The sequence below is a fragment of the bacterium Unc6 genome, from assembly GCA_013626165.1.
GTDB classification, from domain to species: Bacteria; Omnitrophota; Gorgyraeia; order Velesiimonadales; family Velesiimonadaceae; genus Velesiimonas; species Velesiimonas alkalicola.
The window spans coordinates 67346-83934 of record NDHX01000003.1 but is presented as its reverse complement, the minus strand read 5'-3'; the positions used below and the strand labels follow the sequence as shown (position 1 = coordinate 83934).

13 protein-coding genes are annotated in these 16589 nt (G+C 36.8%); 11 read left to right on the top strand and 2 right to left on the bottom strand.

Annotation, left to right across the window (positions count from 1 at the left end; translation table 11 throughout):
• The first annotated feature begins 25 nt into the window (after positions 1 to 25).
• The 11 genes from B9J78_02060 (at position 26) to B9J78_02010 (ending at position 11347) form a co-directional block, all read left to right on the top strand.
• Positions 26 to 982 (top strand): 6-phosphofructokinase, encoded by a 957-nt coding sequence (locus B9J78_02060; GenBank protein MBA2123714.1) that lies wholly within the window; start codon positions 26 to 28, stop codon positions 980 to 982.
• Between the two features lie 114 nt (positions 983 to 1096).
• Positions 1097 to 2068, top strand: a complete 972-nt coding sequence (locus B9J78_02055; GenBank protein ID MBA2123713.1) for a fructose-1,6-bisphosphate aldolase, class II — start codon at positions 1097 to 1099, stop codon at positions 2066 to 2068.
• A gap of 36 nt (positions 2069 to 2104) precedes the next feature.
• Positions 2105 to 2491 (top strand): holo-[acyl-carrier-protein] synthase, encoded by a 387-nt coding sequence (locus B9J78_02050; protein ID MBA2123712.1) that lies wholly within the window; start codon positions 2105 to 2107, stop codon positions 2489 to 2491.
• Between the two features lie 7 nt (positions 2492 to 2498).
• The gene (locus tag B9J78_02045; protein ID MBA2123711.1) at positions 2499 to 3386 is read left to right on the top strand and encodes an NAD(P)H-hydrate dehydratase; all 888 of its coding nucleotides are present in this window, start codon (positions 2499 to 2501) and stop codon (positions 3384 to 3386) included.
• A gap of 71 nt (positions 3387 to 3457) precedes the next feature.
• Positions 3458 to 5497, top strand: a complete 2040-nt coding sequence (locus B9J78_02040; GenBank protein ID MBA2123710.1) for a hypothetical protein — start codon at positions 3458 to 3460, stop codon at positions 5495 to 5497.
• A gap of 53 nt (positions 5498 to 5550) precedes the next feature.
• A complete protein-coding gene (locus tag B9J78_02035) occupies positions 5551 to 6027 on the top strand; it encodes a permease (protein MBA2123709.1) in 477 nt (158 codons plus the stop codon).
• Entirely contained in the window at positions 6027 to 6632 is a 606-nt protein-coding gene (locus tag B9J78_02030) for a hypothetical protein (protein ID MBA2123708.1), read from the top strand. Before B9J78_02035 ends, B9J78_02030 begins: the two co-directional genes overlap by 1 nt.
• A gap of 2 nt (positions 6633 to 6634) precedes the next feature.
• The gene (locus tag B9J78_02025; protein ID MBA2123707.1) at positions 6635 to 7711 is read left to right on the top strand and encodes a hypothetical protein; all 1077 of its coding nucleotides are present in this window, start codon (positions 6635 to 6637) and stop codon (positions 7709 to 7711) included.
• Complete coding sequence (locus B9J78_02020; GenBank protein MBA2123706.1) at positions 7705 to 8034, top strand: hypothetical protein; 330 nt, start codon at positions 7705 to 7707, stop codon at positions 8032 to 8034. Before B9J78_02025 ends, B9J78_02020 begins: the two co-directional genes overlap by 7 nt.
• A 111-nt stretch (positions 8035 to 8145) precedes the next feature.
• A complete protein-coding gene (locus B9J78_02015; GenBank protein ID MBA2123705.1) occupies positions 8146 to 9888 on the top strand; it encodes a V-type ATP synthase subunit A in 1743 nt (580 codons plus the stop codon).
• A 121-nt stretch (positions 9889 to 10009) separates the two neighbouring features.
• Entirely contained in the window at positions 10010 to 11347 is a 1338-nt protein-coding gene (locus B9J78_02010; GenBank protein MBA2123704.1) for a glutamate dehydrogenase, read from the top strand.
• Positions 11348 to 11361: 14 nt separating this feature from the next.
• Here the strand turns inward: B9J78_02010 and B9J78_02005 are convergent, their stop codons facing one another.
• Positions 11362 to 14652 carry a hypothetical protein gene (locus B9J78_02005; GenBank protein MBA2123703.1) on the bottom strand — a complete coding sequence of 1097 codons (3291 nt, stop codon included), beginning with the start codon at positions 14650 to 14652 and terminating at the stop codon, positions 11362 to 11364.
• Positions 14653 to 16095, bottom strand: coding sequence for a hypothetical protein (locus B9J78_02000; GenBank protein MBA2123702.1), 1443 nt, complete (start codon positions 16093 to 16095; stop codon positions 14653 to 14655).
• Between the last annotated feature and the right edge of the window lie 494 nt (positions 16096 to 16589).

The window sequence follows — 16589 nt, the reverse complement described above, 5'->3', positions numbered from 1 at the left end:
GTAGATAAAAAGGCGGGCTCTAAAAGTGAAAAGGATTGCAGTTGTAACAAGTGGCGGGGATTGTCCGGGTTTAAATGCCTGTATAAGGGCTGTTGTCCGATACTCTCTTTCAAAAGAACTTGAGGTTTATGGTATAAGAAGAGGATACCAGGGACTTATTGAGGGAGAGGTTTTCAAGATGGATAGAAGTGATGTAAGCAATATAATTCATTTAGGAGGGACAATACTTAAAACTGCAAGGTGTGAAAATTTCTATAAAATATCAGAACAACGAAAAGCATATCAAACACTTCTTAAATATAACATAGATGGGCTTGTGGTAATAGGGGGGAATGGTTCTTTAAAAGGAGCCGGGTGCTTAAGTAAAAATTTTAATGTAAGATGTGTTGGTGTGCCAAAGACAATAGACAATGATGTATCAGGGACAGATATATGCATAGGATTTGATACAGCAGTTAATACTGCCCTTGATGCTATAGACAGGATAAGAGACACAGCCACAAGTTTGGAAAAGATATTTATCGTTGAGGTGATGGGAGGGGATAGTGGTTTTCTTGCACTTTTTTCAGCACTTGCAGGAGGCGCTGAGGATGTTCTTATTCCTGAACACAGGTTTGATATAAAAAATGTTTGTCAACAGATAAAAACGGGGCGTCAGAAAGGAAAAAAAAGCTGGATAATAGTTGTTGCAGAGGGCGCAATAAGAGGCGAAAAAGTTGCAGAATTTATAAGAAAGCATACAGACTATGATGTAAGGGTAACTGTTCTTGGCCATGTTCAAAGAGGAGGAAGCCCAACCGCACAGGATAGAATAATTGCTACACAGTTTGGATACACAGCAGTGGATGCTCTTTTAAAAGGAAGGACAAGGTGTTTTGTTGGTATGAAAAATGGCAAAATAGTTCTTGTCCCATTTGAAAACAGGGAAAGACTAAAGATTAATATAAGACTGTACAATATTGTAGACATACTGGCACAGTAGAAACAGGAGGTAGTAGATAGTAGGTAGGGGAAAAAGTGGTGATTGGTTCCTGGTGACAGGTGTCCTGGTGTCTCGGTGAGGAGAACGGTGAATCTTGATATGGGGAGGAAAACAATGGCAGTAAATTTTAAAAGTTTAGGGCTTGTGAATACAAAAGAAATGTTTAAAAATGCAATGCAGAAAGGATACGGCATACCCGGCTACAATTTTAATAATATGGAACAATTGCAGGCAATAATTATGGCCTGCGTAGAATGTAGATCGCCTGTTATATTGCAGATATCCAAGGGTGCAAGACAGTATACAAACCAGACACTTTTAAGATATATGGTGTCGGGTGCGGTTGAAATAGCAAAAGAGACAGGTGGCAATATTCCCATTGCACTAAATCTTGACCACGGAGATTCTTTTGAACTTTGTAAAAGTTGCATAGATTACGGATTTTCAAATGTTATGATAGACGGTTCATCACTTCCTTATGAGAAAAATATAGAGACCACAAGCGAGGTTGTTGAGTATGCACACAGGTGTGATGTAACGGTAGAAGGAGAACTCGGAGTTTTAGCAGGCATTGAAGAGCATGTAGTTTCGGAAAAATCGCATTATACGGACCCCGGACAGGTTGAAGATTTTGTAAAAAAAACATCAGTTGATAGTCTTGCAATATCAATAGGCACATCACATGGGGTATATAAGTTTAAGGTAAAACCTGGAGAATCTATTCCGCCTTTGAGGTTTGATATACTTGAAGAATGTGAAAAAAAGCTTCCCGGCTTTCCGATAGTTTTGCATGGTGCATCTTCGGTATTGCAGGAGTATGTGAATATAATAAATAAATATGGAGGAAAACTTGAACAAACCGCCGGTGTTTCGGAAGATCAGATAAAAAGAGCTGTAAAATCAGCAGTATGCAAGGTTAATATAGATTCTGATGGAAGACTTGTTATGACAGCGATGATTAGAAAATACCTTGCAGAAAATCCAAAAGAGTTTGACCCCCGCAAATACTTAGGTCCTGCAAGAGAGGAATTGAAAAAGATGTATGTAGAAAAGTGTCAGATTCTCGGAAGTGCAGGTCAGGCATAAAGGGCAGGCTACACAACAGGCCCTTAAAGGGACTCAATGATACTTGGAGTTGGAATAGATATAGTAAGTGTTCCCCGTTTTTTGAAGGTCTGGAAAAAATGGGGAACGAAGTTTTTAGAAAAAATATTTACGCAAGACGAAATAAGATACTGTCTTTTTAAAAGTTGCCCAGAAGAACATCTTGCAGCACGTTTTGCAGCAAAAGAATCTGTTCTTAAAGCACTTTCAGAAAAAAGGTTTGATTATGCACTTGTTTGGAAAAATGTAGAGATTGTGAAAGAATCTTCAGGCAGACCGAACATAAAGCTAAATAGTAAAAAAAATTTATCAGGGTTTAAACAAGATGAAGATATACTGCATTTAAGTATTTCTCATTGCAAAGAATACGCTATTGCAGGTGCTATCTTTGAAAGAAAGGAATAATTAAGTATTGAAGCCTTTATCTTTCGATTTTTTAAAAAGAAAAAAAGATACTCATAAGAAAGATTACGGGCATATACTTATTATTTCTGGTTCAACCTGCTATACAGGTGCGGTATATTTGTGTTCACAGGGGGCTCTGCGTTCAGGTGCAGGGCTTGTAACACTTGCAGTTCCTTCTTCTGTCCATCCAATAATTGCATCCCGGGTTATAGAGGCTACCACTTTACCTGTTTCCGATAAACAGGGAAGTTTTACTCTGTCATCTAAAAAAAAGATTTTTAATTTTATAAAAAACATTGATAGTGTTGTTATAGGGCCAGGTATTTCAAGAGCAAAAAATACACAGAAATTTGTTTTAGGCTTGTTAAGTAAAATTAACATTCCGGTAGTTATAGATGCAGATGCGCTTTACCCTTTAAAAAAACACCGGGATATTATTGCCTCAAGAAAACATCCAACAGTATTAACTCCCCATCCTGGTGAGATGTCACAACTTACGGGCATGTCTGTTGAATTAATACAAAAAGACAGGGTTGGAATTTCAAAATCCATTGCTGAAAGATGGAATTGTATAGTTGTTTTGAAAGGGCACAGAACAGTCTGCACGGATGGAAATAATATTTATATAAATAATACCGGTAATCCCGGAATGGCATCAGGGGGAACAGGAGATGTATTAAGCGGTATAATCGGGGCATTCCTTGGAATGAAAATACAAGCCTATGAGGCGAGCTGTTGTGCTGTTTATATCCACGGGCTTGCAGCAGATATGGCGGTAAAAAAGGTTGGTATGACATCACTCCTTGCTGGCGATATAATTTCATACCTACCGCAGGCATTTTTAGAAAGTTCAAAAATCCCCGGACAGGTTAAGGGCAGGCCCTGTGAAACTTAAAAGACAACTGGTGCACTGGTGCTCTGGTGCTCTGACACCTTGTGGACCCTATTTAGACAGAGGCAAATTATATGGCCATTGCAAAGATTAATAAGATAAATATTGTTTTTCTTAAAGAAGAACAGGACATTGTTTTAAGTCTGCTACAACAGGCAGGGGTTGTCCATCTTGAAGAGGCATCTTCTTACCTTGAATTTTATAATTTTAATGAAAAAGTAGATTTTTCAAGTATTGATGCAGATATTGCACATCTTGAGTACACAATAGGTTTTTTATCGGATTTTCAAAAGGGAAGAATTTTAAAAAGAAGGCCTGTTTTTACTTTTAAACAGATACAAGAAAGTGCAATCCACTCCCAATGGAGGGATATTTATAGCAGGTGTTATCAATCTGACCGCGTCCTTAAAGAGATTACTGCTGAAAAAAACAGAATATCTCTTGAAATAAAATCGTTACAAAACTGGGAAGGCTTAAATGTTCATCTTGAGAACACCTGTTCAACAAAACTTTGCAGTATATATCTTGGGATTATTCCTGTAAAGGTAAAAAGTGCTTTTGAAGAAAATATTAAAAAAACAAACATATCTGTTGCAATTAGTATAATCAGAGAGGATGAGGAAAATGCTTATCTTCTTGTTGCACACAGGAAAGAAGACGAGGAGGAAATATCTTCTATTTTAAAGTCATTTAGTTTTCAGTATGTGCGCTTACATCACTTGAAGGGAACTGTAAAAGAAAACATAGAAAGACTGAATAAAGATATTAATGCCTTAGCAGATGGATATAATACAGTAGTAAAACAGGCAAAAGAATTTCTTCCTTCTCTTTTTTCTATAATGTCTGTTTACGATTTTTTATATCTGAAAAAAGAAAGAAACATTGCCTTATCAAGCACAAAGGCCTCAAAAAAAACCATTGTATTCCAGGGTTGGATTTGTAAGAAAGATACTAATATTTTGTTGAAATTGATTAAAGAAAAGCAAATTTTGTGCGAGGTTATTATATCTGAACCCCAAAAAACGGATAATCCTCCTGTTGTTCTTGAAAACAAACAGCCGATAAAACCCTTTGAATATATCACAAATGTATATGGTGTGCCGCAGAGATTTGAAATAGACCCAACACCTTTTCTTGCCCCTTTCTTTTTCATATTCTTTGGTTTCTGCCTTACAGATGCAGGATATGGGATTGTTATTTTTTTATTATCCATATGGGCAATCTTAAAATTTAAGCCCAGAGGAGAAGTATTTTATCTTCTATGGATTTTGTGTTTAGGAGGTATATCAACAATATTTTTTGGTGCACTTTGCGGCGGCTGGTTTGGGAACGCTCCCTCTATGCTTGCAAACAGTTTTCCTGTATTCAAGCCGGCAGCAGATTTTACCGCGCGGATTGGTGTGCTTGATCCTATGGCAAACCCACAGAATGCAATGAACCTTATGCTTATTGCACTGGGGCTAGGTGTTGTCCATATACTATGCGGCAACATTGCAGGACTGATAAACAATATAAAAAATAATTTATGGAGAGATGCAATAATGGACCAGGGTTTTATGCTGATTTTGCTTACAGGAATACTTGGTATGATATTTTCTAGTACAGGAGTGGCACCTGGAAATTTAAAGAATATGTTTCTAATATTTTTAAGTTTAGGAACAGCAGGAATAATTATATTTGCAGGAAGGTCATATAATAATATAGGATTTAGAATATTTAACGGTTTTTATTCCGCATATAATGCCTGGGCTGGGTTTCTGGCTGATGTTCTTTCATACAGCAGATTATGGGCGCTTGGACTTGTAACAGGTGTTATGGCAACAACAGTCAATATGCTTGCAGTACAGACTGGACAGATTTTCTGGGCACTTCCGGTAATAGGGCCTCTGGCGGGAATAACAGTGGGTTTTTTAATTATTCTATTTGGGCACACATTTGCAATTGCTATAAATATTCTCGGTGCCTTAATACATACAAGCAGATTGCAGTTTGTGGAATTTTTTTCGAAATTTTTTAAAGGCGGAGGTAAAACATTTGTTCCGTTTTCAGTTAAAACAAAATATGTGGCGGTAAAAAACCTGCCGTTTGTAGAAGCCGTCGTTCGTATACCGTAAAAAAACGGACAACGAAATACGGGCAACGGGATACAGAATATAAAAGGAGGAATATGGAGATGTTAGGATTTACACTGGCAATATTAGGAATGGCATCTGTTATTGCATTGGGTGGGATAGGTTCAAGTATCGGTGTTGGGCTTGCCGGTCAGATGGCAGCAGGGGTAATAACAGAAGAACCTCAAAAGTTTGGCAAGCTTATACCTTTTATCGGTCTTCCGGGGACACAGGGTTTTTATTCACTTCTTATAGGATTTCTTGTGATGATGAGACTTCAGTTTTTTACAGAACCTATCACAACAGTTTCCACAGGGGTAGGATTGCAGATATTCTTTATATGTCTGCCCATAGGACTTGTTGAAATGGTATCTGCCATATACCAGGGTAAGGCTGCTGCTGCTGCAATTGGTATTGTTGCAAAAAAAGAAGAAGAAACCGGCAAGGCTATTATTGTCCCTGCATTTGTTGAAATATATGGTGTTCTTGGACTTGTTTCTGCATTTATTCTTCTTGGCGGGGTAAAGGTGTAATGGCAGTAGAAAAAATAGTTGAAAAAATAATACAGGATGCCAAAAACAAGGCAGATGTTATATTAAAGGAGGCGGATTTATCCGTTAATGAGATTCTTTTAGAATCTTCAAAAAATGCGCAAGTAAAAAAATTAGAAATTTTAAGTAAAAGAAAAGAGGAGGCAGAATCAAAAAAAAGAATGGAACTGATAAGAATGCAGATGCGTCTAAAGCAGGAACTTCTTGATCTTAAAAGAGACCTCTTGGATTCCGTATTTGAAGATGCAAAAGAAGAGTTTAAAAATATAAAAAAAGACAAACACCGGGAGTTTTACAGGTCCCTTCTTTTAAGGAGTATTGTTTCCGGCAGTGAAGATATCTGTATCTCGGTTTTTGATAAACAGAAAATGGATGAAGATTTCTGGAAAGATATAGAACAGGAGTTGATAAGAAAAGGGATCCATCCAGAGTTAAATATAATTATTGATAATTCAATAGATATGGGATTTATAGTAAAGGGGAAGAAAGTTTTTACAGACTGCAGGATATCAAGTATAATTTCCTCAATAAAAGAAAAAATTGAAACAGAGTCTGCAAGTGTATTATTTGAACCATTTGAGAAATAGAAATGTACGAAAATGTAGCATTTATTCAGGAAAAACCTTTAATGCTTTCTTCTGTCGGAAGGATAAGGGTATTAGAAACAAGGTTGCTTCCTTTGGATTCTATAAACAGAATGCTTAAAGCAGATAATCTTGAAGCGGCACTGAGAATACTTGCCGAATATCAGGATTATCAAAATCTTATAAATGAACTTAAAAGTCCTTCTCAGTGGGAGATTGTCTTAAAAAGACATCTTTTAAGTGTTCTGCTTCTTGTAGATAAGATTACAGAGAAGAATGTGGGTGTATTTGCAATAAGGCTAACCTGGGATATCTATAATCTTAAAATACTTTTTAAATCAAAAATTACAAATCAGGAAATAAAAGAAAACATTTTAGAATATGGAAATTTCTCTTCTGAACAGATAATCTTTTTAATCAAGGAAGAGAAGTGTTCCAAAGAATGCAGGAGCATTCTTTTTCCGATTCTTGAACAGGCAAAAAAAATATTTGAAGAAACAAAAGATATTCAGGCAGGTGATGTTGTAATAGACAGGTTGGGGATGGAAAAGGCACTTGATATTGTTTCTAATAAAAATCTTTTCTTTCTCCATAATTACTTCAGATTTAAAATAGACATCTTAAACTTAAAAATATTTTTAAGGTTTTATAATCTTAAAAAATCTTTACAGTTTATTACAAACACCCAACCCTTCGGGCAGGAAATGGCGCCAGAATCTCGCTATGCAATGATAAAGATAGGGCTTATCAATGGCGGATTTATTGATAGAAGGATATATCTTGAATTGTTTGAAGAGCCGTTATCTACTTTATGGACTAAATTAATAAGAACACATTTAGAGGACATTGCAAAGATTGGAATGGAAGTTAAAGACCTGACCACTGTGCTTGAAGAAGTGGAAAAAGCCGAGTTAAAGCTAAGAAAAGATTTTTCTATCCTTTCAAGGAGGATTGCGTTTGGTTTTCCTGTAATTGCGGGATATTTTTTTTCAAAAGAAAATGAGATCTGCCTTTTAAGAACAATATTATCACAGAAGGCAATGGCAATAAATTCAAGTGTCATAAGAAAAAACATATGGTAAAAAACGATAAAATTGCTATTATTGGAGATGAAGATGTGGTTCTTTGTTTTAAGGTATTTGGTGCAAAAATGTTTGGAGTTACAGACATAGCACAGGCAAAAAAAGCAATAGAAGATGTTAAAAAACAGAATTATTCTATTGTTTATGTTGCGCAAGTATGGGCAAAACAATTAAAGCATATACTACATCCTCTGCCTGATGAGACTTTTCCTATTTTTGTTGTTATTCCTGATGGCAGGACAGAAGACTCTATGGGACTTGAAAAGATTAAAAATGCTGCAAGAAAAGCGTTAGGTTCGGACAGGCTGTTTGAGGAACAGTGACAACATAGTAGATAGCAGGTAGGAGTCAGGGGGACAAGCGACAAGGTGACAGATGACAGGTGACAGGTAGTGGGTGACTTGGCGACAGAATACGGATAAAACGGAGTAAAAATGGAATTTGGCAAGATAGTAAAGGTATCTGGTCCGCTTGTTATTGCTGAGGGCATACCTGAGGCAAAGATGTATAATGTTGTTCAGGTAAGCCAACACCGTCTTATGGGTGAAATTATTGAAATAAAAGGGAACAGGTCATCAATTCAGGTATATGAAGAAACAGACGGCATCGGGGTCGGAGAACCCGTCTATACCACAAAAATGCCTCTCAGCGTTGAACTTGGTCCGGGACTTTTAGGCAACATCTTTGATGGCATACTAAGACCTCTTGATATCTTAAAAACGCTTTCAGGTAATTATATAAAAAGGGGTATCCAGGTACCTGCACTGGATAGAACCAAAAAATGGAATGTAACTGTTTCTGTCCAATCCGGTGATAATATTCAGGGTGGTGATATAATTGCAGAGGTTGAGGAAACAAGCCTTATCTGTCATAAAATTCTTTTATCCCCATATCTTTCTGGAAAGGTTGAAAAAGTTTTTTCAGGGAATCTTTCCGTAGCGGATACTTTGCTTAAAATTAAAACAAAAGACAACAACATTATTGACATTCCGTTATTTCACCTGTGGGCCGTCAGAAATCCAAGACCTGTAAAAGGTAAATTAACACCAACCCAACCGCTTGTTACAGGCCAGAGGGTTATTGATACATTATTCCCTGTTGCAAAAGGTGGAACTGCCTGTATCCCCGGTCCTTTTGGTTCAGGTAAAACAGTATGCCAGCATCAGATTGCAAAATGGGCAGATGCTGAGGTCATAATATATTGTGCCTGCGGTGAAAGAGGAAACGAGGTTACGGATCTTCTTATTGAATTTCCTAAATTAAAAGATCCAAAAACCGGTAAGCCGCTAATGGAAAGAACAATAATTATAGCAAACACATCAAATATGCCTGTTGCAGCAAGAGAGGCAAGTGTCTACACAGCAGTTACACTTGCTGAATATTACAGGGATATGGGATATTCTGTCGCACTTATGGCAGACTCAACATCCAGATGGGCAGAGGCAATGCGTGAAATATCAGGCAGGCTTGAAGAAATGCCGGGCGAAGAAGGGTATCCCGCATATCTTTCATACCGTATTGCGGAGTTTTATGAAAGGTCAGGGAAGGTTCAGTGTTTGGGTTCTTCGGAAAGAGAAGGAACGCTTACTGTTATAGGTGCAGTATCTCCTCCGGGAGGAGATCTTTCGGACCCCGTTGTTCAGTCTACATTAAGGGTAACAAAAGTTTTTTGGGGACTTGAAGATAAATTGGCATACAGAAGACATTTTCCAGCAATTAACTGGTTAAACTCCTACTCGCTTTATACGGAATCTGTTCTTAAATTTATGAAAGAAAATGTGTCAACAGACTGGGCAATAATAAGGACAGAAGCAATGCGTCTTTTACAAGAAGAATCAGAATTGGAGGAGATAGCAAGGCTTGTTGGTATGGATACACTCTCACCACAGGATAGACTCATACTTGAGTCTGCCCGTTCAATAAGAGAGGATTTTTTACATCAGAGTGCGTTTGATGGAGTTGATGCATATACAACACTTAAAAAGCAGTATCTTATCTTAAAGATAATAATCAGATTCTATGAGTTTTCAAAGTCTGCACTAACAGAAGGCAGAAGCCTTGATAAGATAATGGGTCTTCCTGTAAGACAGGACATTGTAAGAGCAAAATATATTCCGGAAAAAGACATCTCAAGTCTTGTTGAATTAGAAAAAAAATTAGGTGAACAGTTTGTCTGAACAAGCAAATATACACAGGGCCCCTGTGTAGTGTTGATTATATTACAGTCTTATTAAGACGGGGAACTCTGGCTGGATTGTTTAAATATCTTTTAGAAAAGACTCAAGAAAAGAGGCTAAAATGACAAAAAAAATAGATGATTTTATGGTGATGATAACTGATAAGAATCCGGGAGAGCCGGAATTTCACCAGGCTGTCCGCGAGGTAGTTGAATCCGTTATGCCTTTTATTGAGAAGAATCCAAAGTACCAGACATATAAAGTATTGGAAAGAATGTGCGAGCCGGAAAGGGTGATAATGTTTCGTGTTCCCTGGCTTGATGATAGTGGTGAAATTCGGGTAAATAGAGGCTACCGTATAGAGATGAATAGCGCCGTTGGCGCCTATAAAGGCGGGCTTCGTTTTCATCCGAGCGTAAATTTAAGTATATTAAAATTCCTGGCATTTGAACAGGTTTTTAAGAATAGCCTTACTACTCTTCCTATGGGTGGTGGCAAGGGCGGTTCGGATTTTGACCCTAAAGGTAAAAGCGATAACGAGGTTATGAAATTCTGCCAGAGTTTTATGAATGAGCTTTTCCGTCATATCGGTCCGGATACTGATGTTCCCGCAGGCGATATCGGTGTAGGCGGCCGCGAAATAGGCTATCTTTTCGGCCAATACAAGAGGTTGCGTAATGAATTTACAGGTGTTTTAACCGGCAAAAGATTGAATTGGGGCGGAAGCTTAATCAGGACTGAGGCAACCGGTTATGGATGTGTATATTTTGCCCGGGAGATGCTTAAAACCCGCGGCGAATCCTTAGAAGGAAAAACCTGTGTGGTATCCGGATCAGGTAATGTGGCACAATATACCGTAGAAAAACTTATTGAGTTAGGCGCAAAAGTAGTTACCTTGTCTGACTCGGACGGGTTCATCTATGATGATAAAGGAATAGATAAGAAAAAGTTGGCGTGTGTTATGAGTCTGAAGAATATCAGGCGCGGCAGGATAAAAGATTGTGCCAAGGAATTTAATTGCAAATATTATGAGAAAAAAAAACCGTGGAATACAAAGTGCGATGTTGCATTTCCTTCTGCTACCCAAAACGAGATAAGCGGACAGGATGCCGAGAACCTGGTTAAAAACGGTTGTATGTGTGTGGCAGAGGGAGCGAATATGCCTTCTACACCGGATGCTATTGAGGTTTACCAGAAGGCGGGTATTTTATATGCTCCTGGAAAAGCATCTAACGCCGGCGGAGTGGCTGTCTCAGGACTTGAGATGTCACAGAACAGTATGCGGATCTCCTGGCCACGAGAGGAAGTAGATAGGAGGCTTCAGGATATAATAATTACTATACATAAGCAGTGCGTTAAATACGGCAAGGAAGGCAGGAATATAAATTATGTAAAAGGCGCAAATATTGCCGGGTTCATAAGAGTTGCCGATGCCATGATAGATCAGGGTTTGGTATAAGGGCTTATTTAAACCTATAGAGCTTCTTGTTTTCTGTCTGTCTTTGTTTGCTGGCGGGCCCGCTTTATAAACTCTTCAAACCTATAACCACATTTTTTTGCAAGATTTATAGTTTTTTGATAAATCCTGTAGTTATTGGCATTACCACTTATTAGTTCAGTAATATATAACAAATATAAGAATTCTTCAAGACTTTCTTTGTGAAACCATAAAACATTGTTATGTTGGTTGCATCCAATAATTTTTTTAAGTTTATTTTCTGTCCAGATATTTAATATATCCTGATTTTCTGAAATAAACAGGATCTTTTCCATAATTTTTTCAGCGTTGTTAATCCCCTTTTGTAGAAGACACTTTTTTATTACATTGTGCAACCCTGATTGGAAAAACATATTTTTAACAGATGACAATAGAATTGATGTGCCCAATATATAAAAAACTTTATCCTGATATATTTTTTTAAGTTCCTTAAATGCTTTGTATCTTTTTAATTTATTAAATGTTTTTTTGACATTATAGGGCTTTGAAAAATCTTTTAGAAACGATTCAATCTCTTCTGCAAAATTTTGTTCAGGGGATAAGAATACATTTTTTATTCTGTTGTGCAAGGGTTCGAGTTTCATCTCAAGAATTGCCTCTTCAATACTTTGTACGGGCGCGCCTTTAAGTCTTTTTTCAATCTCTGTATATTTTCCCGTTGTGTCCTGTATTTCCTTGAAATCAAGAAATACATTGTACTTAAATGCCCCTAATTCTATATATAGCCCTTCGGATCTTATTTTGTCTGTTTTTCTTATGTGCTCCATCCCTGTGATAAGATCTTTGAATACTATGAAGGATTTCTCACTGCAATTAATCTTAAGTCCGTCTATTATATTTTTTTGTATAAGTTTACCGGTTTTTCTATCAAGAAATGCAGCAGATGTTTTTATCCATCCAGATGCTTCTTCATATTTATTGTTATACACAACAATTGCTCTTTCGTCTCCGTACCTGTTGCTGTATGCGAATACATTTTCATTTACCCTGCCATCTGTTGCATATAGGTCATAGAGAAGAAAATTTTCAACTCTGCTGAAAAGAGGTCTTTTTTTAAGAAGAGGAAATATTTCTCTTTCATGTCTTTCTATGAATTTTATATCAGGATTTTCATCCCAGTATGCTTTCCTGTATTCCATTCCGTATTTTTCTCTAAACCCCTGAATCTGTCCATGTCCGAACATCGGAAGTCCGGGCATTGTTACCATCATTACTGTGATTCCAAAATATTTATCGTCTTTTCCAAATTGTATCACGGCTGGAACCTCATCAGGGTTATCCATAAAATTTACAAATCTCTTTAAGATTTCTTTGTCAAACTCCATAACATTTTTTATCACACTTCTGTATTTTGAGTTTTCTTCATTTTTTAACATATTCATAAATGCACTGTTATATACCCTGTGCATACCTAATGTTCTTACAAAATATCCCTCCATAAGCCAGAATGCCTCTGCAAGAAGAAGTGTATCAGGCGCCTCTTTTGCTACCCTGTCAACAACCTGTCTCCAGAATTCAACGGGAAATAGTTTTTCAAACTCCTCATTTGATACAGTATGTTCAGTCCTTGATGGGATGTCTCCTCCTGTTCCAGCCTCCGGGAACCAGAGCCTCTTATAATGTTTTTTTGCAAGTGTCATTGCTGCATCAAACCTTATGATGGAAGATTTTCTTGAAACATTAAGAATTTGCTGTATCACCGCTTCTTGGACCTCCGGGATAAGAAAATTTAGTTGTGCCGTATCATTCCAGGGCATACTTGTTCCGTCGTTGCCATGATAGATATAACGAACATCCCCTGTCTGTCTGTCAAGTCTTTTAAATACAACAGCAGCATCTGTTCTGTTCCAGTATCCGTCCTCTATAAAAATACTTATCCTTGTGTTGTCTGAAAGGTCTGTTCCATTGAATTGATATTTAGGGAAGGGAATATGCCGTAGTTGTATAAACCAGTCCGGATGTTCTATTACCCATTTTGAGCATATTCCCACATGGTTTGGAACCATATCTATGGCAATTCTTATACCTCTTTTAAGAGCCCTTTGTTTTAGATTTTCATATCCCTGTTCTCCGCCCAACTCATTTGCAACTGTATAATCATAGATAGAATATGCAGATGAATGTGCCTCAGGGTTTCCTGTTATCTGTTTTATCTTTCTTGAGGCGGGACTTCTTTCCCACACCCCTATTAACCACAGGCCCGTAAAACCCCATCTGAAAAGTGTGTCTATCTCTTCATCGGGTATTGCACAAAGGGTTGTTATAGGATACTGGTATTTTTTTGATAACTGGTCAAGCCAGACATATGTGTTTTTTGCAATCAGTACAATATTTGACATCCAGTCCAAATCCTGACTGTATCTTTCAGGTTCATCATAAAGTCCCATACCTTTTTTAAAAAAGGGGACAAATGTTTCCATTGCCCCTAAAAAAGGCATCTTTTCTTCTTCTTTTATCATATCAAGCGCAACAAGAAGCCTGTGTAAAAGTTTTTCTAAAAGTTCTTCGGATAACAGCAATCCCCAGTGTTCTTTTATATAAAGAAGTTGCCCTGTAATAGACCTTGGATGTGCAACAACAGGGGATTTTAATAAATTTACTATATCTTGATTATAAGGACCAAACCTTGGTTTTTTTTCTAAAAATCTGCAAAGGTTATAAATTACTTCAAGATAGGATGTGTTTTTTTTAAGAATTTTATCGTCAAAAAGTTCAAGAAATTGTTCAAATGCGGGATTGTTGTTTGCAAGAAAAGTAAGAAACATTTCTTCTAAAATTATCTCTGAATTTTTAATACCGTTGGTGCTGTCTTCTATATATTTTTTAGGGATTATGCCACCCCTATAAACAGAAAGCGGCGGGAATGTTTCAACAAAATCTATAAGTGTTTGTTTTAAGGCAGGACCAATCTTTTTTTCAATATATTCAATGGCTTCTGCAAATACATCGGATTTTTTCTTTCTTTTATAAATACCGAGCACATAATGAAAAATCTCATCCTCAAGAGTCATTGCATTTAACTGACCTGCACTTATTGTTTGTTCCGGCTGTTTAATAAGATTTCTTTTCTGGTTTATTTTGTATGCCAGTTCTTTTGCAATCTTCAGATTTCTAAAAATCACATTACCTGTAATAGAAGAAAAATCCTCATCTATATTGTATTTTTCCCTGCAGATTTTTGAGATATGGAAATGGAATGTTGAGGCAGAGGAAGTGTATGTGATATTATTATGGTTAAATTTTTTAGGTTGTATTTTAAAATTCATTTATTTTTCACTATCTTTTGATTTGTATGCTTCTTCTATTTTTTTTGCAACATCTTTATAACCTATATCAACCTCAAATATCTTTTTAAACTGTTCTGTTGCTTCGTTGTACTTTTTCATTTTTTCAAGTGTTATTCCAAGGTCATATATAAGCTCTTTTTTTTCTTCTGTAAGAGAAGTCATATTTTCTAATGCTCTTTCAAACTGGGCAACCGCAAGGTCGTTCATACCTTTTTCTCTAAAACATACGCCGAGCATATGAAGTGCCTGCACTCTTCTTGCAGGATCCGGCACAACTGTCTGAAACTCTGCAATTGCCTTGTCGTAGTTTTTATTTTGAAACAACAGCACCCCATATTCAAATCTTATTGAAGGATCTGTTGGGTAAAGCGCTGCTCTTTTTCCGGCCTCTTTTAATTTTGTAGCCTCTACCTCTTTTTTTAAGGCTTCAATTTGTTTTAAGATGAAAGGGTCATTGGGAGATTTTTTTAATTTTTCTTTCGTTTTTTCCATCTGTAACTCAATCTTTTTTAAGTTCACATCTCCAATCTTTCTTATTATTGCAAGGTTTGTTTTGTCAATCTTTAATACATCCTGGTATTTTTCCACTGCCTTATCATAATCTTCCGCTCTTACATAAAGGTCCCCCAATGTCCTAAGAAAGGTAGGATTAGAGGGTTCGCTTTTAAGTTTTTCTTCGTAATACTTTATCATCTGGTCTATATCAGACTCTGTTCTTACAATTTTTTCCTCTCTTTCAATCTGTGTAGCCTGTGCTGTGTCTTTTACGCTTGTTCTGAATGTGCCTGTGCTTGATTCTTCCCATCTTCCTTTTTGTATTGTTTCATGTGCGTCAATTTTTTTCAATTGAAACAGGATTTCATCATCGTTTGGTTTTAATCTACTTGCAACGTTTAAATAATTTCGTGCTTTTTTGTAGTCTTCTTTACTTGAATATAATTCTCCAAGTTTTTTCATTACCTTTGTATTTTTTTTGTTAAACTCTAATATACTTTCATAGGTGCCTATTGCAGACTCTATCATACCTGCTCTTAGCATTGCTTCTGCCAGAAGTGAAAGAAGCCTGGGGTTATAGGGGTTGCTATGAAGTGCCTTTTCAGTAATTTTGATTGCAACGAGGGGTTTGTTCTGGTTTAGTGCAACTGTTCCTGATGATATTATCTTTGGGATCTTTATCATTCTTATAATTTTACTTACGATTGAGGGAGGGTTCGCATCTGTTTTTCTTCTTTCACAGACACGCATAAGCATATGTGCCTCATACAAATCAGGTTTTAACTGAACAACCTCATCAAGCATATGCAGGGCATATCTATAATTATTTTTTAGTGCAGATGACTTTGCCTTTTCAAATATTTCTTCCCATTTTTCTTTTTGTAAAGACTGTTTTGTTTTAAACATATCTTTTATCTCATTATCCATACCACCTTTTGTTATAAGAATTTTAAGTTTAAAAATTGCTGTTTACAGTATATCAATATGAGATTTAACTGAGCCCTCGGGGAGTTTTTTTCCTCTATTTTCTTCTGAGGGCTCATCCTGAAGCCTAAAGGGCTGAAGAATCTCATGAGATCCTTCGTTGCTCCGCTTCTCAGAATAATGAGTCGGGAAACTCCCCGACCCGTCATTTAACTGTCAATAGGTAAGGAGTTTGACTCCATATGTTTCTTAAAATTTCTTGTAATAATTATCAATTATAACATAAATTTTTTAATTTCAATGTCGGATAATTTTTTCATACCTTATTTCCTTTTTTAGGCGACCAATAAGCGTATGACGAGATGCGGACATACAAAGTTTCCACAAAGTGGGAACTTGGGTGTAGCCGATGACCGAGTATCGGTTAGGCTTCGTGTCGTGCCGCACACCTATTTCAGTTTAATCTCAATAATAAAACGGACGGCATGGAGCGACCT

Coding starts and splice junctions, on each gene's coding strand:
- B9J78_02055 (MBA2123713.1), top strand. CDS start 1,097: ATGGCAGTAAATTTTAAAAGTTTAGGGCTTGTGAATACAAAAGAAATG.
- B9J78_02050 (MBA2123712.1), top strand. CDS start 2,105: ATGATACTTGGAGTTGGAATAGATATAGTAAGTGTTCCCCGTTTTTTG.
- B9J78_02040 (MBA2123710.1), top strand. CDS start 3,458: ATGGCCATTGCAAAGATTAATAAGATAAATATTGTTTTTCTTAAAGAA.
- B9J78_02035 (MBA2123709.1), top strand. CDS start 5,551: ATGGAGATGTTAGGATTTACACTGGCAATATTAGGAATGGCATCTGTT.
- B9J78_02030 (MBA2123708.1), top strand. CDS start 6,027: ATGGCAGTAGAAAAAATAGTTGAAAAAATAATACAGGATGCCAAAAAC.
- B9J78_02025 (MBA2123707.1), top strand. CDS start 6,635: ATGTACGAAAATGTAGCATTTATTCAGGAAAAACCTTTAATGCTTTCT.
- B9J78_02020 (MBA2123706.1), top strand. CDS start 7,705: ATGGTAAAAAACGATAAAATTGCTATTATTGGAGATGAAGATGTGGTT.
- B9J78_02015 (MBA2123705.1), top strand. CDS start 8,146: ATGGAATTTGGCAAGATAGTAAAGGTATCTGGTCCGCTTGTTATTGCT.
- B9J78_02010 (MBA2123704.1), top strand. CDS start 10,010: ATGACAAAAAAAATAGATGATTTTATGGTGATGATAACTGATAAGAAT.
- B9J78_02005 (MBA2123703.1), bottom strand. CDS start 14,652: ATGAATTTTAAAATACAACCTAAAAAATTTAACCATAATAATATCACA.
- B9J78_02000 (MBA2123702.1), bottom strand. CDS start 16,095: ATGGATAATGAGATAAAAGATATGTTTAAAACAAAACAGTCTTTACAA.